General features: G+C 64.3%; 22 protein-coding genes. 11 read left to right on the top strand and 11 right to left on the bottom strand.

Annotated features, from left to right (window positions below):
• Nucleotides 1-46: 46 nt before the first annotated feature.
• Together ACV4UY_RS08650 and ACV4UY_RS08645 are read right to left on the bottom strand one after the other, a co-directional pair.
• Nucleotides 47-760, bottom strand: coding sequence for a respiratory nitrate reductase subunit gamma (locus ACV4UY_RS08650; protein WP_491607201.1), 714 nt, complete (start codon nucleotides 758-760; stop codon nucleotides 47-49).
• 165 nt (nucleotides 761-925) lie between these two features.
• Nucleotides 926-1,261, bottom strand: coding sequence for a TusE/DsrC/DsvC family sulfur relay protein (locus ACV4UY_RS08645; RefSeq protein ID WP_420904288.1), 336 nt, complete (start codon nucleotides 1,259-1,261; stop codon nucleotides 926-928).
• A gap of 431 nt (nucleotides 1,262-1,692) precedes the next feature.
• On the opposite strand from ACV4UY_RS08645, the gene ACV4UY_RS08640 reads away from it, so the two are divergent.
• The 3 genes from ACV4UY_RS08640 (at nucleotide 1,693) to wecB (ending at nucleotide 5,694) form a co-directional block, all read left to right on the top strand.
• Nucleotides 1,693-2,001, top strand: a complete 309-nt coding sequence (locus ACV4UY_RS08640; RefSeq protein ID WP_491607200.1) for a (2Fe-2S) ferredoxin domain-containing protein — start codon at nucleotides 1,693-1,695, stop codon at nucleotides 1,999-2,001.
• Nucleotides 2,002-2,050: 49 nt separating this feature from the next.
• Nucleotides 2,051-4,288 (top strand): AsmA family protein, encoded by a 2,238-nt coding sequence (locus ACV4UY_RS08635; RefSeq protein ID WP_491607199.1) that lies wholly within the window; start codon nucleotides 2,051-2,053, stop codon nucleotides 4,286-4,288.
• Between the two features lie 293 nt (nucleotides 4,289-4,581).
• Complete coding sequence (gene wecB / locus ACV4UY_RS08630; protein WP_491607198.1) at nucleotides 4,582-5,694, top strand: non-hydrolyzing UDP-N-acetylglucosamine 2-epimerase; 1,113 nt, start codon at nucleotides 4,582-4,584, stop codon at nucleotides 5,692-5,694.
• A gap of 75 nt (nucleotides 5,695-5,769) precedes the next feature.
• On the opposite strand, the gene yihA is transcribed toward wecB, so the two are convergent.
• Nucleotides 5,770-6,441: a ribosome biogenesis GTP-binding protein YihA/YsxC gene (gene yihA / locus ACV4UY_RS08625; RefSeq protein ID WP_491607197.1), complete on the bottom strand. Its 672-nt coding sequence runs from the start codon at nucleotides 6,439-6,441 to the stop codon at nucleotides 5,770-5,772.
• A gap of 191 nt (nucleotides 6,442-6,632) precedes the next feature.
• On the opposite strand from yihA, the gene dusB reads away from it, so the two are divergent.
• From dusB to atpF, 7 genes are all read left to right on the top strand, one after another.
• Nucleotides 6,633-7,637 (top strand): tRNA dihydrouridine synthase DusB, encoded by a 1,005-nt coding sequence (dusB, locus tag ACV4UY_RS08620; RefSeq protein ID WP_491607196.1) that lies wholly within the window; start codon nucleotides 6,633-6,635, stop codon nucleotides 7,635-7,637.
• Nucleotides 7,634-8,713: a two-component system sensor histidine kinase NtrB gene (locus tag ACV4UY_RS08615; protein ID WP_491607195.1), complete on the top strand. Its 1,080-nt coding sequence runs from the start codon at nucleotides 7,634-7,636 to the stop codon at nucleotides 8,711-8,713. Before dusB ends, ACV4UY_RS08615 begins: the two co-directional genes overlap by 4 nt.
• A complete protein-coding gene (gene ntrC, locus ACV4UY_RS08610) occupies nucleotides 8,710-10,227 on the top strand; it encodes a nitrogen regulation protein NR(I) (RefSeq protein ID WP_491607194.1) in 1,518 nt (505 codons plus the stop codon). Before ACV4UY_RS08615 ends, ntrC begins: the two co-directional genes overlap by 4 nt.
• Entirely contained in the window at nucleotides 10,224-10,538 is a 315-nt protein-coding gene (locus ACV4UY_RS08605) for an AtpZ/AtpI family protein (RefSeq protein ID WP_491607193.1), read from the top strand. Before ntrC ends, ACV4UY_RS08605 begins: the two co-directional genes overlap by 4 nt.
• A gap of 20 nt (nucleotides 10,539-10,558) precedes the next feature.
• Nucleotides 10,559-11,350: a F0F1 ATP synthase subunit A gene (locus ACV4UY_RS08600; protein WP_491607192.1), complete on the top strand. Its 792-nt coding sequence runs from the start codon at nucleotides 10,559-10,561 to the stop codon at nucleotides 11,348-11,350.
• 71 nt (nucleotides 11,351-11,421) lie between these two features.
• Nucleotides 11,422-11,649 (top strand): ATP synthase F0 subunit C, encoded by a 228-nt coding sequence (gene atpE, locus ACV4UY_RS08595; protein WP_420904298.1) that lies wholly within the window; start codon nucleotides 11,422-11,424, stop codon nucleotides 11,647-11,649.
• The gene (gene atpF / locus ACV4UY_RS08590) at nucleotides 11,649-12,209 is read left to right on the top strand and encodes a F0F1 ATP synthase subunit B (protein ID WP_491607191.1); all 561 of its coding nucleotides are present in this window, start codon (nucleotides 11,649-11,651) and stop codon (nucleotides 12,207-12,209) included. The genes atpE and atpF overlap by 1 nt, the downstream gene beginning before the upstream one ends.
• Before the next feature lie 225 nt (nucleotides 12,210-12,434).
• Here the strand turns inward: atpF and ACV4UY_RS08585 are convergent, their stop codons facing one another.
• The 8 genes from ACV4UY_RS08585 to gpmI all read right to left on the bottom strand — a co-directional run bounded on the left by ACV4UY_RS08585 (nucleotide 12,435) and on the right by gpmI (nucleotide 24,301).
• Nucleotides 12,435-13,655 carry a TIGR03087 family PEP-CTERM/XrtA system glycosyltransferase gene (locus ACV4UY_RS08585; RefSeq protein ID WP_491607190.1) on the bottom strand — a complete coding sequence of 407 codons (1,221 nt, stop codon included), beginning with the start codon at nucleotides 13,653-13,655 and terminating at the stop codon, nucleotides 12,435-12,437.
• Complete coding sequence (locus tag ACV4UY_RS08580; RefSeq protein ID WP_491607189.1) at nucleotides 13,655-14,218, bottom strand: RDD family protein; 564 nt, start codon at nucleotides 14,216-14,218, stop codon at nucleotides 13,655-13,657. The genes ACV4UY_RS08585 and ACV4UY_RS08580 overlap by 1 nt, the downstream gene beginning before the upstream one ends.
• A gap of 116 nt (nucleotides 14,219-14,334) precedes the next feature.
• The gene (locus ACV4UY_RS08575; RefSeq protein WP_491607188.1) at nucleotides 14,335-15,690 is read right to left on the bottom strand and encodes a GGDEF domain-containing protein; all 1,356 of its coding nucleotides are present in this window, start codon (nucleotides 15,688-15,690) and stop codon (nucleotides 14,335-14,337) included.
• A 168-nt stretch (nucleotides 15,691-15,858) separates the two neighbouring features.
• Nucleotides 15,859-17,154, bottom strand: a complete 1,296-nt coding sequence (locus ACV4UY_RS08570) for a GGDEF domain-containing protein (RefSeq protein WP_491607187.1) — start codon at nucleotides 17,152-17,154, stop codon at nucleotides 15,859-15,861.
• A 17-nt stretch (nucleotides 17,155-17,171) separates the two neighbouring features.
• Nucleotides 17,172-19,925, bottom strand: a complete 2,754-nt coding sequence (locus ACV4UY_RS08565; RefSeq protein ID WP_491607186.1) for a divergent polysaccharide deacetylase family protein — start codon at nucleotides 19,923-19,925, stop codon at nucleotides 17,172-17,174.
• Between the two features lie 3 nt (nucleotides 19,926-19,928).
• Entirely contained in the window at nucleotides 19,929-21,383 is a 1,455-nt protein-coding gene (locus tag ACV4UY_RS08560) for a S41 family peptidase (protein ID WP_491607185.1), read from the bottom strand.
• Between the two features lie 109 nt (nucleotides 21,384-21,492).
• Entirely contained in the window at nucleotides 21,493-22,686 is a 1,194-nt protein-coding gene (locus ACV4UY_RS08555) for a murein hydrolase activator EnvC family protein (protein ID WP_491607184.1), read from the bottom strand.
• 49 nt (nucleotides 22,687-22,735) lie between these two features.
• Complete coding sequence (gene gpmI / locus ACV4UY_RS08550) at nucleotides 22,736-24,301, bottom strand: 2,3-bisphosphoglycerate-independent phosphoglycerate mutase (protein ID WP_491607183.1); 1,566 nt, start codon at nucleotides 24,299-24,301, stop codon at nucleotides 22,736-22,738.
• Nucleotides 24,302-24,560: 259 nt separating this feature from the next.
• Here gpmI and ACV4UY_RS08545 point away from each other — a divergent pair, with 259 nt between their 5' ends.
• Nucleotides 24,561-25,154 (top strand): TerD family protein, encoded by a 594-nt coding sequence (locus ACV4UY_RS08545; protein ID WP_491607182.1) that lies wholly within the window; start codon nucleotides 24,561-24,563, stop codon nucleotides 25,152-25,154.
• The last annotated feature ends 38 nt before the right edge of the window (nucleotides 25,155-25,192 follow it).

The raw sequence follows: 25,192 nt of genomic DNA, 5'->3' as shown, positions 1-25,192 counted from the left end.
CGATCATCCAAATCATGAAGACGAGCCGTTGCGATTCCGAATCAGGTCACGGTTCCGCCCAGGGGTTGACGTGTTTCTTTTCCCGGGGGTTGTCCACCTGGTTGCGCGTCGGGCTGAAGAAGATCCCGCCGGCATGCATCAGCTTGCTGAAGGGGAAGACCACCAGCAGCAGGCCGACCAGCAGCAGATGCAACAGGAACATCACATCCCCCGCGGAGTTGAGCGGCGGCAGACCGGTCACGGAACTCCACATGGTCAGCAGATGGCTTTTGATGGCCACGATGTTGGGACGCAACGCGAAATCCATCAACAAACCGGATCCGGCGATGGCCAGAAGCAACACCAGGAAGAGATAATCGGCCTTGGAGGAGATGTGCTTGACCCGCTGGAAGACCAGACGGCGCAACAGCAGAAAGGCCAGAGCCCCCGCCATGACGATGCCGGCCACGATGCCGAAGATCTGCAACGGCCCGACGAAGGCCGGCAGGGGATCGACGAAATAGCGCAGATGCCGGATCAGCACCACGGCCATGGCTCCGTGAAAGGCCAAGCCACCGGCCCAGGCCAGTTTGTCGCTCTTGAAGAGGCTGTTGAAAAAGAAGACCTCGGTGCAGAGCCGCCAGGCGACACCCGGCAGGGTGGTCGGAGCCGGCGTGGTGGCGATTTTGAGCGGCGCGGGGGAGCGGGCGTAAACGAAAATCCGGCTTGCGAAACCGAGGACGAAGATGGCCAGAACAATATAGGCGAGGAAGGTCAACATCCGGCTTTCCCCATGTCAAGAAAAGGGATGAGGCTTGGAAATGGGTTGCCGATCCAATCCCGTGATCCATGGATCGGCAACCATCTCGACCCCGTCCGCATGGTGCTTGAAAAAAAGCGCCCGGACGGTTGATGATCTTTTTTGAGGTGTGGCCCGATCCTGGGATTACACGCAGCCGGTCGGCTTCGGGAGTCCAGCGATTTTGCAGGCCTGCTTGGCGGGTCCGCCCGGATAGAGGTCGTACAGGTATTTGGTGTTGCCCTTTTCCTTGCCGAGCTTCTTGCCGATGGCCTTGGTGAGGATGCGGATCATCGGGGCGATTTTGTATTCGTCATAGTACTCACGCAGGAAATTGACCACTTCCCAGTGGGACTCGGACATATCCACGCCTTCGGTCTTGGCGAGATAACCGGCGACATCCTGACTCCAGTCGGTCAGGTTGGCCAGGTAACCGTCCTCGTCGGTCTCGTAGGTGCGGCCGTTCAGTTCAAAACTCGGCATGATGACATCTCCTCAAACGTGCGATGAAAGGGGGCGAAACATTTCGCGGACAAAGAATTCTGAACCATTCTGGATCCAGTCGGGGGAGTCGTGACCCGGTTGGATCGATAACGCCGCGTCGCGCCGTGGTCTGGGACCGAAGGCGATTCGCGGCGGATACGGTTGAAAAATTTAAAAAAGTTATATTTATCGCTTTCGCGTCTTGCGTGTTGTCGATTCGAACATTAGCATATCATGATTCTCCAAAACAGCAAGCCCCAATCCACGCACCGCCATTTTCGCTCCGGTTGGGGAGGCGCTCCTGGAATCCATTGGGAACGCCCACGCGCTTGGACAAAATCTCTTTTGATTGACTTTCAGGGATTTGGCACCCAAAATCAACCCCCATTGAACATGAACCGCTTTTTTTTACCAGAGAGGAAATTGGCGCGATGAAACTCAAACATCATCTCTTCGTGTGCATGAATCAGCGTCCGCCGGGCCATCCGCGCGGCTCGTGCGGCGGTGCCGGGGCAGGTTCGGTCTACGAGGCGATCGCCGGCGAGATCGAGAAGCGGGGTCTGTTCGAACAGATCATGGTGACCGGTACCTTCTGCATGGGTCCGTGTGACAAGGGACCGACCGTGGTGGTTTATCCGGACGGGGTCTGGTATGGCGGGGTGAAGCCCAAGGATGTCGCGGAGATCTTCGAGACCCATCTTGTGAGCGGCGAACCGGTGAAACGGTTGCGGATCATGTAGGGCGAATCAGGCGGCCATCCGGGTGAGCATGCTGGGCGGGGGTGAGGGGATGAATCCAACCCTGAAACGTGTTTTGCGGGTGACGGCGGGCCTGGCGGGTCTGGTGATGATCTTGCTTGTCGCCGTGCCGGTGCTGGTGCATCCCAACCAGTTCCGGGCGCCGATCGGCGCGCTGGTCAAGAACGCCACCGGTCGGACGCTGACCATTCACGGCGAGGTCGGCCTGGCCTTTTTCCCGAGCCTGGAGCTGATTCTGCGCGACCTCTCCCTGGAGGAGGACCCGGCGTTCGGCGTCGAGCCGATGGCCGAGGCGCGCAGCCTGGTGATGGGGGTGAAACTCATGCCGCTGCTCTCCGGTCGGGTGGAGATGGATCGTGCGGAACTGACCGGTTTGCGGTTGCGCCTCGCCACCCTGGCGGATGGACGCTCCAACTGGTCGGCACTCCTGGCCTCTCCGAGTCCGGGGGGAAAGACCGGCGACACGGAACCGGTGGCCCATCCCGCCTCCCTGCTCGACCGTCTGCTGGGGTTCTCCATCGGCGGCATCGAAATCGCCCAGGCCACGCTCTTCTGGCATGACCGGCAGGCCGGCCTGGATCTCAAGCTCGAACCGTGGGCCTTCAAGACCGGGCCGATTCATCCGGGCCGACCGGTCACCGTGACCGGTTCGAGCCGTTTTCTGGAGGCCGGGCATGGCGCCAACGGTCGCCTGGAGATGAAAGCCCAGCTGCGACCCCTCTCCCAAGGCCGGATCGGCATCGAGGGGTTGACCCTTCAGCTTGCCTCCGGGGTGGTCAACGGCATGGTCAAGGAGGTCAAGGCCGGACTCCAGGCCGAGTTGATCCTGGATCCGCGGGCCCGGCAGGCGGCCTGGTCGCGGGTGGAACTCAACGCCAACCTCTGGTCGGATGCCGAGTGGATGCGCGAGTTGACCCTGGGTTTCCAGGGCGGCATGGAGATGGATCTGAACTCCGGTCGTCTGGCCGCGCCCCATGCGCGGCTCAACCTGCTCCTGAAGGCCAATTCTCTCCCACCCGCCGGGGTGCGGGCGCTGGTCCGAGCCGATCTGAGCGCCGATCCCTCGCGCCATGTTCTGGATCTGGATAACCTGGAGATCGAAGGGCCGGCGGGTTTGAAGGTGAACGGCGACATGCGCGCCGCGGCGCGACCTCTGCTGATCGAGGGGAGCCTGGAGGCGCGACGTTTCGATTTTCGGGCGCTGTTGATCGCCCTGGGACGGACGATACCCGCCCCCGCGGATGGCAAGGTGTGCGCCGGGGCCGAGGCCGAGATGGCTTTTGAACTCAAGGACGGAACCTGGCGGATCCCGCGTCTGGAGGTGGGCGTGGATGACAGCCATCTGACCGGCTCCGCGGCTTGGTCGATGGACGAAACACGGCTGCGCTTCGATGGACGGGTGGACAGCCTGGATTTGACCCGCTTCGTGCCGCTGCTTTCCGGCGGGGTCAAGGCCGAGAGCGGCGCGGATGGGTGGTTGCCCATGCCGGCGCGTGACTGGCGGGTGGAGGGTCGATTCCTGGCCGGTCGTCTGATCACCCCCAAGGGGGAGTTGACCGATCTGGATCTGCTGCTCGCGGCCAGCGATGGGGTGATGCGCATCGATCCCGTCACGTTTGGCGCGCATGAAGGCCGGATGCGCACGGTGATCGAGATCGATCAACGCGGCGCGGAGCCGGTGACCCGGATCGAGCAGCAGGCCGAGGGGATTCGCGTCGGACCGCTGTTGAAAGAGGGGTTCGGTTGGAGCGGTGTCGATGGCAAGGGGGGCTGGCGGGCTCGCTTGACCACCCGTGGCCGGGAGCGGCTGGCGATGTGGCGCGCCCTGGAGGGCGAGATCGGCCTGGAGATGGCGGAAGGGGTGGTCACCGGGCTGGATCTGGTCGGCAAGGCGCGTCAGGCCCATGCCCAGTTCACCCGGCAAAGGGCGCCGGCCTCCGGCGCGGACGAGACCGTTTTCAACGGTTTGGACGCGACGGTTCGCCTCGGCGATGGCAAGGCACGCATCACCGGTTTCAAGGCCACCGGCCCGGATCTGTTGGTGACCGGCTCCGGCGAGGTGGATTGCGCCAAACGGCAGGTGGAAGCCGCCTTGAACGTCGATGTGACCACCGCCGTGCGCGGGGTGGCGATCGATGTCGAACGGTATCAGGGTTTGACCCAGCCGTGGACGCTGCGCGGCCCGTTCGACGCCATCAAACGGTTCGAGCCGGGCACGGTCGATTTCTCCCGCGTGAGTCCGCCGACCGGCACGCCCACCAAGGAGTGAGCGAGCCACGGATGGATTGCGGGGATTCGCGCAGCCATGGTTTTCCCGATCATGGATCGAAACCAAAAGCGTAACTGGCATGATGGGGGGAGAACCCACTCACCCCCCGTACCATGGACCTCCCTTCGGGAGTGCCATGGTAACGATTCAGGCCCCTCCATTGGGCGGGGTCCAGGGGGGCAATGGTCCTTTGATGGGATCCAAGGGCAAAGCCCTTGGAAGCTTTTCGTCAATCTTTTCGCGCGCTTTTACGATAAGCGATTTTTCGCGTTCAAAGCCTGGATGCCTTTGCCATGATCCCGCCCCTGATCGACATCATCGCCGGCGCGCGACCCAATTTCATGAAGATCGCGCCGATCCTGCACGCCCTGCTGAACCGGGCGCCGGGCGAAGCGCGTCTGCGGCACCGGCTGGTGCATACCGGTCAGCATTACGACGCGCGCATGTCCGGGGAGTTCTTCACCCAGCTGAACATCCCGGCCCCGGATGTCAATCTGGAGGTGGGTTCCGGCACCCAGGCCGAACAGACTGCGGCGATCATGATCCGCTACGAGCGGCTGCTGTTGGAAGCGCCAAGCGTGTTGTGCGTGGTGGTCGGGGATGTCACCTCCACCATGGCCTGCGCGATTGCCGCCCAGAAGCTGCGCATTCCGGTGGCCCATGTCGAGGGAGGGATCCGTTCCGGGGATTGGACCATGCCCGAGGAGATCAACCGCATGGTCACGGACGCGATCACCAACCATTTTTTCACCACCAGCGGCGTGGCCAACGACAATCTGCGCCGCATGGGTGTTGCCGAGGAGCGGATTTTTTTCGTGGGCAACACCATGATCGATACCTTGCTGGCCAATCTGTCCCGCCTGCGCCCGCCACCGTTCTGGGATGAACATCGCCTTGAGGCCGGCGGCTATCTGTTGTTGACCCTGCACCGTCCGGCCAATGTGGATGGGGAGGCGTCGCTTTCCGCCCTGCTCGCGGCCATCGGCGCGGGCGCGCGGGGGTTGCCGGTGATCTTTCCGGTTCATCCCCGCACCGGTCGGACCTTGCGCGGGTTGGCCGGGCTTCCGGAAAACCTCATCCTGGTCGAGCCGCAACCCTATCTGGAGTTCAATCATCTGGCGCGTCACGCCAAGGCGGTGATCACCGATTCCGGCGGCATCACCGAGGAGACCACGGTGATGGGGGTGCCGTGTCTGACCTTGCGCGACACCACCGAGCGCCCGGAGACCGTGACCATGGGTACCAACGAGCTGTTGGGCACCGATCCGCGGGCGATACCGCCGGCGTTGGAGCGTTTGTTCGCTGGAAAGTGGAAACAAGGGGCGATCCCGGAGTTGTGGGACGGACGCACCGGTGCGCGCATCGTGGCGATTCTGGAGCGGCTTTATGGGGAACCAGAGTGTTAAACCGCACCATGGGGGGAGAACCCCCTTACCCCCCGACCATGGAACTCCCGAAGGGAGGTCCATGGTAAGATTGGATCACGTCGTGGCCAGGATCCGTTCCAGCTGTTCCCAGAGGGTGGGGATGCCGGTGCCGTCCAGGGAGGAGACCGCCAGGGGTGGGGCCATGGCCAGTTTGGTGTGCTCCTTGAGGCTTGTTTCCAGGGTGAGGAGGGCCTGACGGCGTGGATTGGCGTTGAGTTTGTCGATCTTGGTGGCAACCGGCAGAAAACCGATGCCGCGCGTTTCCAGGTAGGCGATCAGCTCCAGGTCCGACTCCAGCAGACCCCGGCGCAGGTCGATCAGCAGGATCACCCCGCGCAGGCAGCGTCGTTCCTTGAAGTAGGACTCGGCGACCCGATCCCAGACCAGGCGTTGATCACGTCCCACGGCGGCGTAGCCGTATCCGGGCAGATCGACGAAGCGGGCCTGTTCGCGGATGGCGAAGAAGTTGATTTCGCGGGTGCGGCCTGGCGTGCGGCTGACCCGTGCCAGGTTGCGGCGGTTGAGCAGGCGGTTCAAGAGCGAGGATTTGCCGACGTTGGAGCGGCCCGCGAAGGCCACTTCGGGCAGGTCGTCGGAGGGGAACTGGTGACGCGATACGGCGCCGACGAGAAATTGGGCCGAGTGACCGGCCAGGGGGGTGGGTGCTGGGCTGGTGATGGTGGGATCGGAGCCGGTGATGATGTGTGTGGGGTCGGATGTGTTCATGGGGGGAGATGGTATCATTCGGTCCAGGTGGTTGACAAAGTGTCATGGGGGATTGGGGAGATTATCTCCCCTTGCGGTCCAGGTGGTCGACAAAGTGTCATGGGGGATTGGGGAGATGATCTCCCCTTGCGGTCCCCGGCCCCCTGCAACAGTGGGAATCTCGATATTCTTAAAGGGAGCACGTTTTCGGAATGACCCTCTCCGATCCCGTTGAACGACTTTTCGCACCCCGCGCCAACGGCACGCCACCCCTTTTGCTGGCGCCCATGGCCGGCGTGACCGACGCGCCGTTTCGCGCCCTGGCCACCCGTTACGGCGCGGACCTGACCGTCTCGGAGATGATCGCTTCCCAGGCGATGATCCGCGGCATTGCCAAATGTCTGAAAATGTCGCAAGGGGCCACCCCGGATGCCACCCTGGCGGTGCAGATCGCCGGGGCCGATCCGGTGGCCATGGCCGAGGCGGCACGCATGCAGGAAGATCTGGGCGCGGAGATCATCGACATCAACATGGGTTGCCCGGTGAAAAAGATCGTCGGAACCGGCGCGGGGGCCGCCCTGCTGCGTGACGAACGGCTCGCCGCGCGGATCATGGAGGCGGTGGTCACGGCGGTCAAGGTGCCGGTGACGGTCAAGATCCGCCTGGGGTGGGACGACAACAGCCGCAATGGCCAGACCATGGCCCGCATCGCCCAGGAATCGGGCATGCGCATGCTCACCGTGCATGGCCGCACCCGCGCGCAAATGTACTCGGGCATGGCCGATTGGGAGGCGATCGGCGCGATCAAGACCACGGTGTCGATCCCGGTGGTCGGCAACGGGGATGTCACATCCCCGGAGTTGGCATTAAAATGGTGGAAAAATACGGGCGTGGATGGCATCATGATCGGACGTGCCGCGCTTGGACGTCCCTGGCTGTTTGCACAGATCGCCCGGTATCTGGCTTGTGGCACGCCGGGCGCGTTGCCTTCGCTGGCGGAACGGGGCGCCGTGATCATCGACCATTTTCATGCGATGATCGCCCACCATGGCCCGAGAAGCGGACATTTGTTGGCACGCAAGCACTTGGGGTGGTTCACGCGCGGGTATCCGGACGGAGCCGCGTTTCGGGATCGGATCAATCACGCACCTCATCCGGAGGCAGTCTTGACCATGTTGCGGGAATTTCTCGATCAGGCGGCGGAACGGGCGGCATGAGCAACCCCCTGGATCGCGAAGGATTCTTCACGCCCGTGTCGCTCTGGGATCAGATGACCCTGGGCGTGGTGGGCGTGGATGCCGCCGGCGTGGTGCGCGCGGTCAACGACGCCGCGGAAAAACTGTTGGGCAAACCACGCGGTCGGCTGATCGGCGTGCGGCTGGAGGCCCTGCTTCCCGGTCATCCGGTGGCCATGGATCTTCTGACCCGCGCCCGCGCCCTCAACACCCCCTGCCGGATTCGCGACGCGCGCCTCAACCCCTCTCCGGAACGGACCGTGGCCGTGGCCCTGACGGCGGTTCCGCTGCACACCCCGGATGGCGCCTGGATGGGGGCGATGTTGCAAATGGAGGAGGTTGGCGCCACCGAGCGCATCGAAGAGGGCAAACGGATTCACGATGCCCTCGACTCCCTGGGCGATCTGGCCATGACCGTGGCCCACGAGGTAAAAAATCCCCTGGCCGGAATCCGCGGCGCCGCCCAGTTGCTGGAAGGACGGGCCAGCGGCGCGGATGCCGCCTGCGTGGAGCTGATCCGCTCCGAGGTGGACCGGGTGAGCCGTTTGCTGGACGATCTGTTGGGGCTGGCCGAAAAACAGCTGGTGCGCGAAAAGGATCTGAACATCCACGAAATCCTCGATCATGTGGGACGGGTGTGCATCAGCTCCGGTGAACGCCCGGCGCCGATCGCCGATTACGATCCGTCGCTGCCGCCGGTGCGCGGGGATCGGGATCAATTGATCCAGCTGTTCCTGAATCTGGTCAAGAACGGCATGCAGGCCGCCGGACCCGATGGCAAGGTGCGCATCCTGACCCGCTTCTCACAACGCACCCGCATGGAACAGGGACGCCGGCGCCGCCACATCGAGGTCGAGGTGCGCGATAACGGTCCGGGCATCCCCGAGGAGATGCGTCAACGGATCTTTCTGCCGTTCGTCTCCACCAAGGCGAGCGGCACGGGATTGGGACTGTCGATCAGCCAGAAGATCATCCAGGCCCATGGCGGTCAGATGGAGATGGAGAGCATGCCCGGAAATACCATCTTTCGCGTGTTGCTGCCGGTGGGGTCGCCATGAGCGGCACACGTACCATTCTCGTGGCCGACGACGACCGCGCGGTACGCTTCGTGCTGGAACAGGCCCTGACCCGCGCCGGCTTCACGGTGCGCGCCTTTGATTCGGGTCGGGCGCTGCTCGACTTCGCGGCCAACGGGGCCGGGGATCTGGTGATCACCGACATCATGATGCCCGGCGGATCGGGCCTGGACGTGATGAAAACCTTGAAGGCCAGTCGCCCGTGGCTGCCGGTGATCGTCATCACCGCCCAGAGCACCCTGCGTCACGCGGTGCAGGCCTTCGAGGGGGGCGCGTTCGAGTATCTGGCCAAGCCGTTCGACATCCATCAGGTGGTGGAGCTGGTGCGGCGCGCCCTGGAACAGACCCAACGGGCCGCGCCGCGGGATCCGGCCCGCGAAATGGACCGTTTCGGCGGGGTGATCGGCGCTTCGCGGGCCATGCAGGAGCTGTTCCGCACCATCGGTCGCCTGGCCAACTCGGAGATGACCGTGTTGATCCACGGCGAATCGGGCACCGGCAAGGAGCTGATCGCCCGCGCGGTCCACGCCAACAGTCCGCGCCGCAACGGCCCGTTCATTGCCGTGAACATGGCGGCGATTCCGGCCAATCTCATCGAAAGCGAACTGTTCGGTCACGAGAAGGGGGCCTTCACCGGCGCCATCGCCCGTCATGTCGGTCACTTCGAACGGGCCCGCGAGGGGGCGCTGCTGCTCGACGAGATCGGCGACATGCCGCTGGAGGCCCAGACCCGGCTGCTGCGGGTGTTGCAAAACGGCGCCTTCACCCGCGTCGGCGGCTCGGAGACCCTGCGCGCCGACGTGCGCATCATCGCCGCCACCCATCAGGATCTGCCGGCGGCCATCGCCGCGGGACGGTTTCGCGAGGATCTCTACCACCGCCTGAACGTCACCCCGCTGCATGTCCCGTCGCTGCGCTCCCGTCTGGAGGATATTCCGGTGCTGGCCGAGTTTTTCCTGGCCCGCGCCGCCCGGCAGATGAACCTCCCGCCCAAGCGGTTCACCCCGCAGAGCCTGGAGAGGCTGATGGCCTACGACTGGCCGGGAAACGTGCGCGAACTGGAGAACCTGATCTACCGGTTGATGGCCCTCACCCCCGGGGTGCTGATCCATCCGGAGTACCTGCAACTGCCCAATTCAGCCGGCAAGCGGGTCGGCTCCCCCGGCGGCGGCGTCCCTGGCGCGGCGCCCGCGGTCACCGGCGGCGAAAGCGAACCGATCACCCTGGAAGCGGCGGTGGAACAGGCGATCACCCAGCATCTGGCCGTCCATCCCGGTCGGGAACCCGAGGATCTCCACGACGCCATCATGGGACGGGTGGAACGGGTGCTGCTGGAACGGGTGATGCGCGAAACCCGCGGCAATCAGGTCAAGGCCGCGCGCATGCTCGGCATCAACCGGAATACGTTGCGTAAAAAAATTCAGGAATCCCGAATGGAAAACGCGTCTGGCGCCGAGTCAGACCTTGACACGGAAAACGGGTCTTTACTAGTATGATGCACCGCACACCACCGGAGATCCCCAAGCGCGATACCGGGCGTGGCGCGCCGCAAGGCTTGGGAATGGGCATGCGCATGAGCACCGAACTGGTATCCGCGGTGTTCGTGGGCGGGGGTATCGGGTATCTGCTCGACTACTGGTTCAACACCAAGCCGTGGCTGACCGTCCTCTTCTTCATGTTCGGTCTGGCCGCCGGCTTCCGGAATATGTATCGCATTGCCACGCAGGATCCTCCCGGTAGGGAGGGAATAGGCCGGGGGGAGACGATTCGCGACGCGAATCGCCCGGAGGAACCACCCAGATCGTAGACGATGGAGGCCAAGCGTCCATGGATTTATCGCTCATCGCCGCCGCACATGCCGGGGCTGCCCAAGAAGTGGCAAACACCGCCCCGAAAATGGATCCGCTGCACCATTTCCAGGTGGTCAACTACATCAACATCACCCCGCTCGGATTGGACATATCCATCTCCAATTCGGTCCTGTGGATGTGGATCGTCGTGGGCGTGGTCATCGGACTCTTCCACCTGGCGCTGAAAAATCCTACCCTGGTCCCCGGACGTCTCCAGAGCGTGGCCGAGGCCGCCTATCTGTTCGTGGATACCATGATCAACGAGATCATCGGCCACGAAGGAAAAAAATTCTTCCCGATCATCTTCACCCTCTTCTTCTTCGTCCTGTTCTGCAACTGGACCGGCCTGATCCCCGGTTCGTTCACCGTGACCTCGCAACTGATCGTCACCGGTACCCTGGCATTGGGGATCTTCGGTTTCTGCATCTTTCTCGGCGCCCTGCATCACGGCTGGCACTTTCTGGGCTTCTTCGTGCCCCATGGCCTGCCGCCGGCCCTGCTCCCCCTGATGGTCCCCATCGAGATCATCTCCTTTCTCGCCCGTCCGATCTCCCTGTCGGTGCGTCTGTTCGCCAACATGACCGCCGGTCACACGGTGTTGGGCGTGTTGTTCTTCTTCACCGCCACCCTGGAGTGGTTCGGTGCCTGGCTGCCGTTCGGCTTCACGGTGGTCTTCACGGGCATGGAGATCTTCATCGGATTCATCCAGGCCTACATCTTCACCATCCTGACGTGTGTCTACATCAACGATTCGCTGCACATGCACTGAATCGGCGATGTGAGGTTATTTTGTCCCTTGGATCCGTTTTTTTTTGCGTTGGCATGAGGAGAGAGAAAATCATGGAAAGCCTTCCCGCTTCTTTTATCGGAATGGGTTTGGCCGCCACGGGGTTGGGTGGCGCGGGTATCGGACTGGGTTACATGTTCGGCAAGGCCATCGAAGCCTTCGCGCGGCAGCCGAGCGCGGAGGGTCAGCTCTCCAAGTATGTCTGGATCGGTGCCGCGTTCGTCGAAGCCATCGCCCTCTACGGTCTGGTTCTGGCCTTCATCATCATGGGTAAAGGCTGATGATTGCCTCGGCGCATGCCTCGGCGGGGGGCGCCGCCGCGTCGTCGGGCTTGCCGCAATTCGAGCCCAGTGTGTTCGAGTCCCAGATCTTCTGGACCGTGGTGTCGTTCTTCTTGCTGATGTTTCTGCTCAAGAAGTACGTGCTGCCGCCGATCATCACCATTCTGGACAGCCGCGCCAGTCGCATCGCCGATGACTTGCAGAAGGCCGAAGCCTCGCGCAAGGAGGGGGAGCGGTTGTTGTTGAACTATCAGGGTCAGTTGGTGGCGGCCCGTCAGGTGGCGGCCCAGACTCTGGACGAGGCGCGTCAGGAGGCCAACCGCTATCGCGAGCAAGCGTTGGAGGAGCTTAACAAGGAGCTTGCCAAAAAGAAGAACGCCGCCCTGCTGGAGATCGAACAGGCCAAACAGAAGGCGATGGAAGAGGTGCGCGACGCTGCGGTGGATCTGTCGATGTTGGCCGCAGAGAAGTTGATCGCCAAATCGATCAACGCGAAGGATGCCAATCGCATGGTTCAGGAGGCGGTGACGCAGCTCGGAAAACAGCCCCAGCTGCACTGATCCGTTCTCTTCAGAGCTTTTCCCAGCGGGAGGTTACGATCTGCCCGTCCTCGGGGCGGTCAGTCGTCTCCCGTTTGGGGAAAGGAAAAAAAGCCTGGTGGATGCGTTCCACCAGGCTTTTTTTGGGTGAACCGGCCTGATATCCAGCGCGAACCGACCATGGATCCAGCGCGAACCGGCCTGATGGATCCAGAGGTCGCCACGGATGCTCCCCGGCGACCGCGATCAGCCGACGCCATCCGTCCGTTCACCCCCCACCACCGCCAGGGCACGGGCCAGATTGTCCGCCCAACGATACTGTCGCTCCACCGTTTCCCGACCCAACCGCCCACACTCCCCACCGTCCGCGTCCGTCAACAACGCCAACCCCTTGTCGATCATCCCCTCCGGAGAGTCCGCCACCCAACGCCGCAATCGGGCGTCATGCCGAATCCCCTCCATGGCCTGCGAGGTGGCCAACACCGGACGTGCCAAGGCCATGGCCTCCAGCACCTTGTTCTGAACCCCGCGGGCAATGCGCAACGGTGCCACCGCCGCCTTGGACCAGACGATCCAAGGCCGCACATCCGCAACATGACCGGTCACCGTGACCCCGGACAATCCCTGAAGGCGCACAACCTCCGGCACGGGCCGACCTCCCACGATCACGAAGCGGGCGCGCGGCTCCCGCGACCGGATCGCGCCGAACACCTCGCGGGCAAACCAGGTCACGGCATCCACGTTCGGCCAGTAGTCCATGGCGCCGGTGAAGACCAGGGGCAGATCGTCCGGCTGATAGGGGTTCGGATATTCGCGGACGGGTGAGAAATGGTCCAGATCCACCCCATTCTCCCAATAGCCGGTCTTGCCGGCGCACTCGGGCGCCAATTGTCTGAATAACGCCGCCTCCGGGGCGCTGACGAACAACGCCGCATCGCATCGCATGGCCATGGCGCGCTCGGCCTCGAGAAGCAGGCGCGCCTCGCGCCGGTAAAGCCAGCGGGTCCAGCCACGGCGCCGTTCGGCATAGGCGGCCCACTTGGCGGAATCCACATCCACGAAGTCGATCACCCGCCGGATCGCCGGGTCGCAATCGAGGATGAACTGGGCCGGGGCTGCCGAATAGACCACCACCCGGCGAATCGGATGGCGTTCCAGGAGGGATGCGACCCAGGAACGCATGTGCGGATGGTCGTAATAGGGGAGGGTGAGCGCCTGACCGGTGAGCAGTCCCTTCAAGGCGCGCAGTTTGGTGGTGATCGGATCGAGCCGGACCAGACAGGTCTCGCCGCCACACATGCCGGCCACGGTTTCGGCGTGCTTCCGGTCCGCCTCATCGTCGATGAAGGCCCCCAGATGGACGCGATAGTGGCTGGAAAGGGCTCGCAACAGGTGATAGGAGCGGATCTTGTCCCCCTTGCGCGGGGGGTAGGGGATGCGGTGGGCGAGAAAAAGCAGTTCGTCCATCAAGCAGCCGGACGGTGAATGACCAGGGTGTCGGCGATCTTGTCGTGCAGTCCCTGCTTTTTCTTGGTGAAGGCCACCATGATGAAGCCGACGAGCAACGGCAGCGCGGAGAGGATCTTGGACCAGTAGCGCATATTCGCGCGGCCAAAACCGATGCGTTGCCCTTCTTCGTCGGTCACCTGCAAACCGAACATCTTTTTGCCGAGGGATGCCTGCCAGTGGGAGGACTCCCCCACCGTGAACCACAGCCAGTTCACCAGGATTCCCAACAGATAGCCACTCGCTCCGGCGATGGACATGATCTCATCCTGCGTATGGCTTTCGGCCAGGGAGGCGCCCACGGCGAAGCCCAGGGGAAAAGCGATCACGACGGTCACGATCTGGGTAAGCAGTGTATCGACAAGGGATGCCAGAACCCGGAACCAGAACCCGGCATGACGGATCGTGGCCACCTCCGCGGTTGGGGATGTCATGGGGGAGGTCGCGGGTGCGATCACCAAGCCGCATTGGCCACAAAACCTGGCGTCCGACTCGTTTCTGGTTCCACATTGGGTGCAAAACATGCGTGTACCGGCTCGTCGTAAAAAAGAGGAATCCCATTGGGTTCAAGGAGCGTTGGTTCTATCGACAAACGCTTCTTCAGTCGATGTTAGCACCTGCGCTCAGGAAGTCAAACCACTCATGACTTCGGCTCGGCCAGCCGCACCGGCGGGGAACCATCCCCGAGAGCGGCCTTGGCCTCGACCTCGGCCAGGGCGAGCATACGCTCCTCGGTCAGACCCAGACCCTCGCGCCAGGCGACCACCCCGATGCCCAGGCGCAAGGTCACCAACGCATCGATCAACTCATACCGTTCCCGCGCCAGGGAGGCGTGCAGCGTCCTGGCTGCTGTCAGAGTCGCCGGACCATCGACGCCAGGACAAAGAATCACGAAGCTCTCTTCGCTCCAGCGGGCCAGATAATCCTCGGGGGCCGGCAGCAGGGCCAGCCGGGTCGCAAGCGCGGTGAGCACCTGGGCGGTCCGGTCACGACCCAACGATTGGGTCAACGCCCCATGCTCGTCCACCTGGATGAAGATCAACGAAAAGGGATCCCGAGGCTTCTTTTCGCCGGATGGCGGTTCCATCTGCCGGGCCAACCGGGCCAGAAAGGCAAAACGGTTCGGCAGTCCGGTGGCCGTATCGACGAAGGTCTCATCCCGTGAGGCCATCAAGGCATTTTCGGCGCGCCGCAACAGGTTCTGGAACTGGCCGACCACCGCCTGACTGCGCGCCAACGCCTCTTCGAGTTCCGTCACCCGTTCCCAGTAACCCTGCTCCTCGGCCAGCAACGCCTCCATCACCGCCTCGGGCCGCGTCAACACCTCGTCGCTCAGACCGTGTGCCCAACTTGTGGTGGCGCCGTCCTTGCGACCGATCAACGCCGAGGCCTCCACCAGATCGGCGCCCAACGTGGCCACCGCTTCGGTGAGCGCCTTGCGTTCCCGCGCCCAGGAGGATCTTCCCCGGTGTTCGGTGGTGATGATCCGCCCCAGGCGTCGATAGAGGTCGTGCCAGCGCATGTTGAGCGGCGTTTCGGCGCCCCCGGAGGAGAGGACCAGGTTCGGTGGGGGTTCGTCCGGATCGTCGCCGTTCTCCCAGGCGTTCAGGGCACGCAACGCCTCGGTGATCAATTCGGGTTCGAAGTTTGGCAACGGCTCGCGCCGTCCACCCCGCAAGGCCGCCTCGGCGATCCAGGGAGCGATCTCCTCGATCATCGGCAGCAGGGTTTCGGAGTCCAGTCGATCCACGCGACGGATCGCCCGGATCAGGCGACTCACCTGCACTTGGCGGTCGCGTTCGCTGTTCAGGGCGGAAAGGGTGAGTTTTTCCAGGATCAGGATGGCCGCCTCGCGGATCTCTTCCAGCTCTCGTTGACAGGGGCCGCGCGTCAGAAGTTCGCGGGTGGCCATGAAGGCTCCGCGCAGGTCGGGACGCGGCTCCTCGAGCAGGGAGCGGATGCGGGTCAACTCGGTGGTCAACCGTTCGGATTTCATGGTTTCGTTCCCAGTCTGGCGACAATGTAACGATTCAGGTAACGATTCATCAGGACCCTTGCATTTGCCGGGGTCCAGGGGGCAAAGCCCTTGGGACTCTTCCGCGGTCCCCCGGTCCCCGCGACAGTGGGAGGCTTGAATTGAAGCACGCTACCAACGCCTCATCGCCTAACACGGACAAACCCGCATCGGCTCCAACTTGGGCTCCCGCGCCGCACCTTCGCGTCGCGATACCACCGCCACCCGATCGGTCAACTCCAACATCTCCTGACCGCTCATGCCCGGATCCAACGCCACGGTGCCACAATGGACCTCCAGCTCGATGCCGCGTTCGTCCAACAGGAACCGGGTCTGTCCCACCATCCCCTCGATATCCCGCACCGCCACCTCGGCGCGACTTTGATCCGAACGCGGAAACAGGATCACCAACCGTTCGACGCTCAACCGGGCCAGGTACTCCTCATCGCGCAGATGACGACGGACCTCCCGCACCAGACCATCCATCAACCGGGTCTCCCCCTCGTGACCCAGCCTGGTCACGAGCGGCGCGAACTCATGCAGATGCAACAACGCCAACGAGAACGGCTCGTTCAGATGCACGGCGCGTTCCAGATGCCGCTTCAACTGCGCGGTGAAGGCAAACCGGTCCGGCAAGCCGGTCAAGGGATCCATGAACCCCTCGATACGCGCCTGACCGACGGCCTCTTCCAACTGCCGCAACCGACTCTTGAGTCGCTCGGCCATCGCCTTGCTGTCCGCCATGCGTCCGGCCAGGGAACGGGCCTTCTGCCGCGCCTCCTTGCCGCGCTGTCGCAACAGGGCAGCCAGATCCGACTCCGGCTTGCCATGCTGTCCTTCCGGCTCTTCGGTGAGGGAGGGATGCACCGCGCGCAGCGCCTCCAGACCCTGGACGATCTCCCGCCGCAAACCCTTGCGCTCCCGCGCGAGCGGGGTGGGGGGAAAGGGTTCGCGATTGGCCGCCACCCGCCGCAACAACAGCTCGATCTCGGGCCACGGATCCGCGACCGCCGGACGGTCGGAGAGACGGTTCGCCTCGCCGGCCACCTCGGCGAGGGCCTCGCCGTGCAGCCGCAACGCGGTCAACAGTCGCCCGGAGAGGGTCGCGGGCAACGCCTCGCGGGACTCGTCCAGCGGCGGGGGACGGAGGATCCAACCGGCGGCTTTTTCCAGGGGGGATTTGGCGCCGCTCAACGAACCGCTCTGGTTCAACCGCTCGCGCAACCCCTCGGCCACCAGCCGGGTTTCCGGATGCCCTTCGAGCACCGGCATGGCCAGCCGGTCGAAAAGATGCACCACCGCCTTGCGCGCGCTGCGGCTCTCCTCGGAGCAGGGGGGCAGGGCGATCAGATCATCCAGTTGCTTGCGGGCCGTGGCCAGATGGGGCGGCTTGGCGCCCAGCAGCACCAGAACCCGTTCGAGAACCCGTGCGGTGTGTGCGTTCACGCTCTTGCCTCCGGGCGTCAGGGATGTCGGTCCACCGGCAGCACGTATTCGTTGGATTCGTGCTGGGCAGGGGGAGGCGCCGACGGATCGTCCGGATCCAGGGGCACCGGTTTGGGTTTTGGCGCGACCGGTGCCGGCGCGGCGGCAGCGGGCGCGGGAGGCGGCGCGGCGGGTGTGGCAACCGGCGGCGCGGCGGGTGTGGCAACCGGCGGCGCGGCGGGCACGGGAGGCGGCGCGGCGGGTGTGGCAACCGGCGGCGCGGTGGCGGGCTCCGGTTTGTTCGTGCGCAGCACCGTGGCGGGTTGATCCGGCGACATGATCACCGTGGAGGTCGGCTTGCCGCCCTGACCCGCCGGACGGGTGGTGCGGATGACGATCGGCGGCGCGGGAGGCGACTCATCGGCCAGGCTCGGGGGCGGGGCGCCCGGTGCCGGGGGATGGGCCGGTCGGGCCGGGGGTTTCGCCGTGGCCGCGGGTTGCGCGGGTCGGGTCGGGGGCTTGATCGTGGCCGGAGGCGGCGCGGGACGCTCCATCGGCGTCGCGACATTCGGGCCGACCGGGGGTCGATCGACCGGTGCATCATCGGACGGAGGTGTGGGTCGCTCGACCGGCGGTTCCGTGACCGGAGGTGGCGCGGGACGGTCGGAGGGGAGCGGATGGCCCAGTTGGGTTTCGCTTTTGAGTTTGACCGGTTTGTTGTTGAGGGCCCCCTTGTCCGGGGCCGGGTCGCGGGCCACCTCTCCCGACGGGGCGGGACGGGCCTGTCCGGCCTCGCCGTTGGTCAGAAAATGGGAGAGCCCCTCGACGCGGATGCCGCGTTTGGTGGCGGCGGGAAGCCAGTTGCGCAGGGCGGTCAGGGTTTCGGCGTGGGGGTGGCCGATGCCGATGGCCCGTCCGGTGTGGCGGGCGATCCGTTCCAACTCCGCCAGGCGGGTCTCGATGGCCGAAACCTTCTGCACATTGTCCAAAAAGACGTCGCGTCGGGCCGCGGGCACGCCGTTGGCCTTGGCGCGGGCGTAACCCACGCTGGTTTGACTGGTGCGGCTGTCCAGGAAAAAGAGATGCCGCTCCTTCAACACCCCCATCACCGTGTCCATGGCCTCGCGGTTCTGGGTCAGTCGCGAACCCATGTGGTTGTTGATGCCGGTCACCTCCGGATACTTCTCCAGGTTGCGGATCAGAATCGTGCGGATCTCGTCATGCCCCATGCCGTTGAGCAGGGCGCCCGGACCCGGCTTGACGCGCGGATAGCCCAGGGGCTCCATGGGTTGATGGAGGATGATCTCCTTGTGGGTGGACTTGCCGATCGACACCACCTGCCGGGAGAAATCCCCACCCGGCAGAATCGCCAGGGTGATCGCCTCGGGCAGGCGGGCGATGCTCAGGGATACCGGTCCGTTGTAGCCGAGATCGTCGATCACCACCGCCACGCGCGGCGGCCCGCCTTTGGTATCCGGCGGGGTGGCCGGCGGAACCTCTTCGGGAGTCGGCTCGTGGGGCAGGCTCTCTTCGTATTGCAGATCGAACTGCGGCGTCTCCTCCGCGGCGGGCTTGGGCTGCGCGCTCACCTCGTCGGAGAGCGGGCCGGTCTCGCCAGGGGGGTGTCCCTCCCTGGAGGCACTCCCCTCCTTGCCCGATCCGTTCTCCTTGGCGGGAGTCGTTTCACCCTTGGCGGGGGTCGTCTCACCCTTGGCCGGAGCCGTCACGGCTGGTCCTGCGTCGTTGACGGTGCCCGGCGCGCTGGTCCCGGAGAGGGCGCCCGGCACCCCCGGCGGGGGGACCGCCATGGTCACCAGGGTCTGTTTGTCGGCGTGGGCCGTTTCACGGCCAAAGGGCCAGCTCAAACCGTCCAGATAGCGTCCGGTGCCGATTCCGGCCAGAAAAAAGATCATCGCCGCCACCAGTGGCAAAATCCACCAGCGGTGCGTGGCCGGATCGTAGTCGTTCTCCTCTTCGGGCTCGTATTCGATCTCCTGACGCGCTGCCCGCTCGGGATCCCGGTCCGTCGTCATCCCGGTCAGGGGCGCGTCGGGCATCGGATTGCCCCCTGGACGCGCTGCCGGCTCCTCTTCCGCCTCGTCGGGCAGATAGACCCGCTTGAGCAGGGTCACCGGACGGTCGTCATCCGTGTCGGTGGGGAGCGGTTGGACGGGCGCGGATTCGTCCGTCGGAGCCTCCGGTTCGGAGGTTGGTGCGTGGATGTCGTCTGTCTGAATGGGGCGCTTCTCGCCGACCCGCTCCCCCTGTTCGGACTCCGGCGGGGATTCGAACCCGTCGGCACCCTCTTCGCGCGTGCCGGGCGGCAGGAAGGCCGCGATCCGATCGTCCTCGAGCGACGCTTCGGTTGCATCGGTCGCGATCGGGTCGAATACGGGCCGGTCCTCTTCGAGGGGCCGATCCTCGGCGCCGGTCGTCTCCTCTTCGAGGGGCCGATCCTCGGCGCCGGTCGTCTCCTCCTCGAGGGGCCGATCCTCGGCGCCGGTCGTCTCCTCCTCGAGGGGGTGATCCTCGGCGCCGGTCGTCTCCTCCTCGAGGGGGTGATCCTCGGCGCCGGTCGTCTCCTCCTCGAGGGGCCGATCCTCGGCGCCGACCTCCTCGAGGGGGTGATCCTCGGCGCCGGTCGTCTCCTCCTCGAGGGGCTGATCCTCGCGACTCTCCAGGAGCGGCGCATCCGCGGCGCGCGGGGATGCGCGTCCGTCCGACGGTTCGGATGGTCCATCCGAGCCGTTGCCGGACTCCGGGGAGAGGGGGCTGGTCAGGTCAGCGGTCAAGGTTTACTTGCTCCCTGCCGGCTTGCTCTTCACCCGCCCCTCGAGCACCTGGAACCCTTTCAGCAGATCCAGGGCGCGTTGCAGTTGATGATCCTGTTTGATGTGACCGGTGATGCGATCGAGATTCTCCTCGTCGTTCTCCCCGCCCTCCTTTTTCGACCCCTTTTCCGGGTCGGCGCCCGGCTCGGGGGTCTCTTTCTCGTGCTTCGGCTCCTTGTCGGCGTCGGGTTTGGACTCCTCGCCGTTGCCGTTCTCGCCGGACGCACCCTTCTCCGGGGAGTCGGCGTTTTGCAGGTGGCCCTTGAGATCCGCCTCCTTGGGACGCTGTTGCCCCTTTTTGTCCTTCATATCCAGGTCCTCGACCACGATATCCGGCGTGATCCCCTTGGCCTGGATGGAACGTCCGTTCGGGGTGTAGTACTGGGCCGTGGTCAAACGCAGGCCCGAGCCGTCGGCGAGGGGAATGATGGTTTGCACCGATCCTTTGCCGAACGACTGGGTGCCCATGATCACCGCGCGCTTGTGGTCTTGCAGGGCACCGGCGACGATCTCCGAGGCCGAGGCCGAGCCGCCGTTGATGAGCACCACGATCGGTGCGCCGTTGGCCAGATCGCCGCTCTGGGCGTCGAAGGACATATCCTTGCCCGGAATCCGTCCCTTGGTATAGACGATGCGCCCCTCCTCCAGGAAGGCGTCGGAGATTGACACCGCCTGATCGAGCAGACCGCCCGGATCGTTGCGCAGATCGAGCACCAGCCCCTTGAGTTTGCCGCCCTCGACCTTCCTGGTCAGATCGGCCATGGCGGTCTCCAGCAGGGGCTGGGTCTGTTCGTTGAATTGGATGATGCGCACGTAGCCGATGCCGGGGGCCTCTTCGCGCCATTTGACGCTGCGGATCTTGATGATCGCCCGCATCAGGGTGAAGCTGAGCGGTTTGTTTTCGCCCTTGCGCACCACCTGGAGGGTGATCTTGGAGCCGGGTTTGCCGCGCATTTTTTTGACGGCCTCCAACAGATCCATGTCCGCGGTATTGACATCATCGATCTTGACGATGATGTCGCCCGACTTCATGCCGGCGCGGTAGGCCGGGGTATCCTCGATGGGGGAGACCACGCGTACCCCTTTGTCGTCGCGGGAGATCTCGATGCCCAGACCACCGAATTCGCCGCGGGTATCGACGCGCATCTCCTTGAAATGCTCGGGGGTCAGGAACGAGGAGTGGGGGTCCAGGGTTTTGAGCATGCCCCCTATCGCACCGTAGAGAATGGATTTTTCATCCACCTCTTCGACGTAGTTCTGTTTGATGAGCGAGAAGACCTCCGAGAAGACGCGCAGCTTCTCGTAGGTGATCTGACTGACCGCCAGGACGTTTTCGGCGGTCAGGCTGGCCCCGATCAGCACCACCGCCAGCACGCCGCCGAAGAGCCAGGGGCGCTTGCCCCGTTTTGGATTGTTCATACCGTCTCCTGAATCTCTCTTTTCGAAGTCTCGATGGATGCGCCCGAACGTCCCTTGGGTTCGGTCGAATGTATACAAGAATCAGACCCATTGGTAATGGGTTCGTCGTTCACCCGGTGTTGGCCAGCCAGTTGAGGGGATTGATGGTCTTGCCGTTGACCCGCATTTCGAAATAGAGTCCGGGCACTCCGTCCAGAACCCCGGTATCGCCGCTTTCGGCGATGGTCGCGCCGGCGCGCACCCGATCCCCCAGGTTGACCAGCAGGCGATGGTTGTGGCCGTAGAGGGTGTAGACCTGCTCGCCGTGCTTGAGGATCAAAAGCAGTCCGAACCCCTTGAACCAGTCGGCATAGACCACCTCGCCGGCATGGATCGCCGTGACCGGGGTGTGGGCCGTCACGGGATAGAACAGTCCCGGCGGACGTTTTTCCGACCTGCCGGGCACCGGATTGGGCAGATGACCGCGCCGCTCCTGGATGCGCGCCGGGATGGCCCCCCCGCCTTCGCCGGCCTCCTGGGCGAACGACACACCTTCCGGCTCCGAATAGCCGCTCAGCTTCTCCAGAAAGGCGCTCAAATGGCCCTTGGCCTGGCTCAACTCCTCGACCTTGCGTTGACGCAGCGACTCCTCCTCGCGAGCGCGCCGCAGCAGTTCCTGACGCTTGAGCCGTTCCAACTGGCGGTTTTTCTGCTCTTCGGTGAGGCTCGCGGTGAGGCGGTCCAGGGTGGCGGTCAGCTCCTTGCCCTTTTCCAGATCGCCGCGCAGACGCGCTGCGGCGATGCGGAAGTCGATGAACTCCTGATTGCGCGCCTTCACCAGCCGGCTGTAGTAGAGCATGCCGCGTCGTCCGGCATCCAGCCCCTTTTGCGACAGGAGCGTGCGAGCCACGCCCCCTTTGGCGCCCAGAAGGTACATCAGCCGCAGATGGTTGGCCAGGCGCTGTTTTTGACGCGCCACCTGTTCGCGATTGGTCTGGATGCGCGCCTCCAGCTCCGGTTGCAGCCGCAACGCCACGCTCTGCTCCTCGATCAGCCCCACCAGACGCCGTTCGCTTGCGCTCAAACTCCGGTCGATGGTCTCCAGTTCGGTCAAAAGCGACAGACTTTGACCGCGCGCCTGCTCCAGGGCCTGCTGTTCCCGCACCAGTTCGCGCACCGTGCGGTTGAGCTGCAACCGTCCCCGTTCCAGGGTGGCGTGCTCCTGGTTGTCGATTTCGCTGATCGCGCCCGTCCGGGTCGTGGAGCCGAAGAACACCGCGCCGGTCAGGAACAGGGATGCGATGATGCGCGACGTGCGGGACACGCGGGTTCCTTGCCTGGTCACGTTCAGATGCGTTCGAAGTGGTCGGGTTTCATGGGCCATCCACCAGCGCCACCCCTTCCATCTCCGGCGGGATGGGGAGCCCCATGAGTTTGAGCAGCGTCGGCGCCACGTCGCACAGCCGGCCATCGGCCAGACGCGGCTCACGCGCGCCCACATGCAGCAGTGGCGCGGGGTTGAGGGTATGGGCGGTGTGCGGTCCGTCGGTCTGGTCGTCGAACATGCAGTCGGCGTTGCCGTGATCGGCGGTGATCAGAAGCTCCCCGCCCGCCGCCAGCACCGCTTGAGCCAGGCGACCGAGACAGCGGTCCACGGTTTCGATGGCCTGGATGGCTGCGTCGAACTTGCCGGTATGGCCCACCATGTCCGGATTGGCGAAGTTCACCACGATCAGGTCGTATACCCCGGATTCGATTTTGGCCACCACCTGGTCGGTCAGCGCGATGGCCGACATTTCGGGTTGGAGATCATAGGTGGGCACCTTGGGCGAGGGGATGAGCAGCCGGTCCTCGCCGGGAAAGCACACCTCCTGACCGCCGTTGAGAAAGTAGGTGACGTGGGCGTATTTTTCCGTCTCTGCGGCGCGCAGCTGGCGCATTCCCAGACCCGAGAGCACCTCGCCGAGGGTCATGGTGGGGATTTGCGGCGGAAAGGCCACCACCACGCCCGGCAGGGTGGCGTCGTGTTCGGTCAGGCACATGTAACCGGAGAATCGCGCCCGGCGCGCGCGCGGGAAGCCGCTGAAACCGGGGCTTCCCGAGGCGGGATCCGGTTCCGGATCGAGCAGGGCGTGGGCGATCTCGCGGGCGCGGTCGGCACGGAAGTTCATCATCAGGATGGCGTCCCCATCCTCGAGCACCACCACCCGACCGGATTCATCCGGGATCACGCTCGGCTGGACGAACTCGTCATCCTCGCCGCGGTCGTAGGCCGCCTGGATGGCCGCCAGGGCCCCTTCGGCCCGTTCTCCCGTTCCTTCGAGCAGCATGGCATGCGCGCGGGCCACCCGTTCCCAACGTTTGTCGCGATCCATGGCCCAGTAGCGACCGCACACGGTGACGATGCGACCCGCGTTCAACGCCTGCAATCCGGCCTCGAAGGCGGCCACGTACTCCAGGGCGGAACGGGGCGGGGTATCCCGGCCATCGAGAAAGGCGTGCACGAAGATGCGCTTGGCCCCCAGATCCCGTGCCGCAGCCACCGCGCCGAGCAGGTGGTCCGAATGGGCGTGGACCCCGCCCGGCGAGAGCAGCCCCATGATGTGGATGGCTCCGCCCGCCGCGCTGGCGTTGTTGACCGTCTGGACCAGGGCCGGGTTGCGAATCAGCTCGCCGGCGCGCACCGCGCGATCCACGCGGGTGAAATCCTGATAGAGTATCCGACCTGCGCCGAGATTGGCGTGACCCACCTCGGAGTTGCCCATCTGTCCTTCCGGCAGGCCGACGGCCTCCCCGGAGGTTTGCAACAGGGCATGGGGTCGGGTCTGCCACCACTGGTCGAAGTGGGGCGTGGCGGCATGGTGGATGGCATTGAAACGGGTCTCCCCGCGCATGCCCCAACCATCCAGCACCACGAGGGTCATGGGTCTGGGTCGCATGGTCCGTCTGGACTCCTTGCATGGTGTGCGAAATGGAGAAACAATACCTTCGGTCACCCGTGGGACGGTTCCAGGAGCGTTCCGCGGGGGTTGAGGGGAGGTTTTTTCCCCCATCCGGTCAGTTTATCACGCTTGCGACCCGGGCACCAATCATTAAAAAAAGTTGGCTCTTGACGAACGGGGGGTCAAGCCCCATTTTGTACGATAAGGTTTTTTTCGACCGTCGTCCCTTTCATTCATGTTCGCTCGCGAGGTTGCCATGCCCATTTCGTTGACCAAGGGTCAAAGAGTCTCCCTGGAAAAGGATACCGGTAAATCCTATGACAAGATCGTCATGGGTCTGGGTTGGGATGCCCGTGTGCAACCCAAGAAGGGTTTCTTGAGCTTTTTGACCGGGGGCGGCGAGAGCGAAATCGATCTCGACGCCTCGGTGGGCCTGTTCGACAACCGGGGCAACATGGTCGATCAGGTGTGGTTCCGGCAACTGCGCAGCGTGGACGGCTCGGTGGAGCACACCGGGGACAATCTTTCCGGCCAGGGCGCGGGGGATGACGAGCAGATCATCGTCGCCCTGAATCGGGTTCCGCCCCAGGTCCAATCCCTGGTGTTCGTGGTCAGCTCCTACTCCAACGACACCTTCGACAGCATCGACAACGCCTTCTGTCGCATGGTGGACGCCAGCAACGGTCAGGAGATCCTGCGCTATCAACTCACCACCCAGGGTCCCCACACCGCGATGATCATGATGACCCTCTATCGCCGCGAAACCGGCTGGTCGGTGCGCGCCGTGGGCGAAACCGCCCAGGGTCGCACCCTGGCCGATCTGGCCGAGCGGATGCGTCAGTACCTCTGATCGCGTTGAACCATCAATCTTTCGTTCTCATTCATCAT

This window comes from Candidatus Magnetaquiglobus sp. (genome assembly GCF_058402785.1).
Note: the sequence above shows the minus strand (reverse complement) of the source record. Positions and strands in the feature narration are given on the sequence as shown.

Coding starts and splice junctions, on each gene's coding strand:
- ACV4UY_RS08650 (WP_491607201.1), bottom strand. CDS start 760: ATGTTGACCTTCCTCGCCTATATTGTTCTGGCCATCTTCGTCCTCGGT.
- ACV4UY_RS08645 (WP_420904288.1), bottom strand. CDS start 1,261: ATGCCGAGTTTTGAACTGAACGGCCGCACCTACGAGACCGACGAGGAC.
- ACV4UY_RS08640 (WP_491607200.1), top strand. CDS start 1,693: ATGAAACTCAAACATCATCTCTTCGTGTGCATGAATCAGCGTCCGCCG.
- ACV4UY_RS08635 (WP_491607199.1), top strand. CDS start 2,051: ATGAATCCAACCCTGAAACGTGTTTTGCGGGTGACGGCGGGCCTGGCG.
- wecB (WP_491607198.1), top strand. CDS start 4,582: ATGATCCCGCCCCTGATCGACATCATCGCCGGCGCGCGACCCAATTTC.
- yihA (WP_491607197.1), bottom strand. CDS start 6,441: ATGAACACATCCGACCCCACACACATCATCACCGGCTCCGATCCCACC.
- dusB (WP_491607196.1), top strand. CDS start 6,633: ATGACCCTCTCCGATCCCGTTGAACGACTTTTCGCACCCCGCGCCAAC.
- ACV4UY_RS08615 (WP_491607195.1), top strand. CDS start 7,634: ATGAGCAACCCCCTGGATCGCGAAGGATTCTTCACGCCCGTGTCGCTC.
- ntrC (WP_491607194.1), top strand. CDS start 8,710: ATGAGCGGCACACGTACCATTCTCGTGGCCGACGACGACCGCGCGGTA.
- ACV4UY_RS08605 (WP_491607193.1), top strand. CDS start 10,224: ATGATGCACCGCACACCACCGGAGATCCCCAAGCGCGATACCGGGCGT.
- ACV4UY_RS08600 (WP_491607192.1), top strand. CDS start 10,559: ATGGATTTATCGCTCATCGCCGCCGCACATGCCGGGGCTGCCCAAGAA.
- atpE (WP_420904298.1), top strand. CDS start 11,422: ATGGAAAGCCTTCCCGCTTCTTTTATCGGAATGGGTTTGGCCGCCACG.
- atpF (WP_491607191.1), top strand. CDS start 11,649: ATGATTGCCTCGGCGCATGCCTCGGCGGGGGGCGCCGCCGCGTCGTCG.
- ACV4UY_RS08585 (WP_491607190.1), bottom strand. CDS start 13,655: ATGGACGAACTGCTTTTTCTCGCCCACCGCATCCCCTACCCCCCGCGC.
- ACV4UY_RS08580 (WP_491607189.1), bottom strand. CDS start 14,218: ATGTTTTGCACCCAATGTGGAACCAGAAACGAGTCGGACGCCAGGTTT.
- ACV4UY_RS08575 (WP_491607188.1), bottom strand. CDS start 15,690: ATGAAATCCGAACGGTTGACCACCGAGTTGACCCGCATCCGCTCCCTG.
- ACV4UY_RS08560 (WP_491607185.1), bottom strand. CDS start 21,383: ATGAACAATCCAAAACGGGGCAAGCGCCCCTGGCTCTTCGGCGGCGTG.
- gpmI (WP_491607183.1), bottom strand. CDS start 24,301: ATGCGACCCAGACCCATGACCCTCGTGGTGCTGGATGGTTGGGGCATG.
- ACV4UY_RS08545 (WP_491607182.1), top strand. CDS start 24,561: ATGCCCATTTCGTTGACCAAGGGTCAAAGAGTCTCCCTGGAAAAGGAT.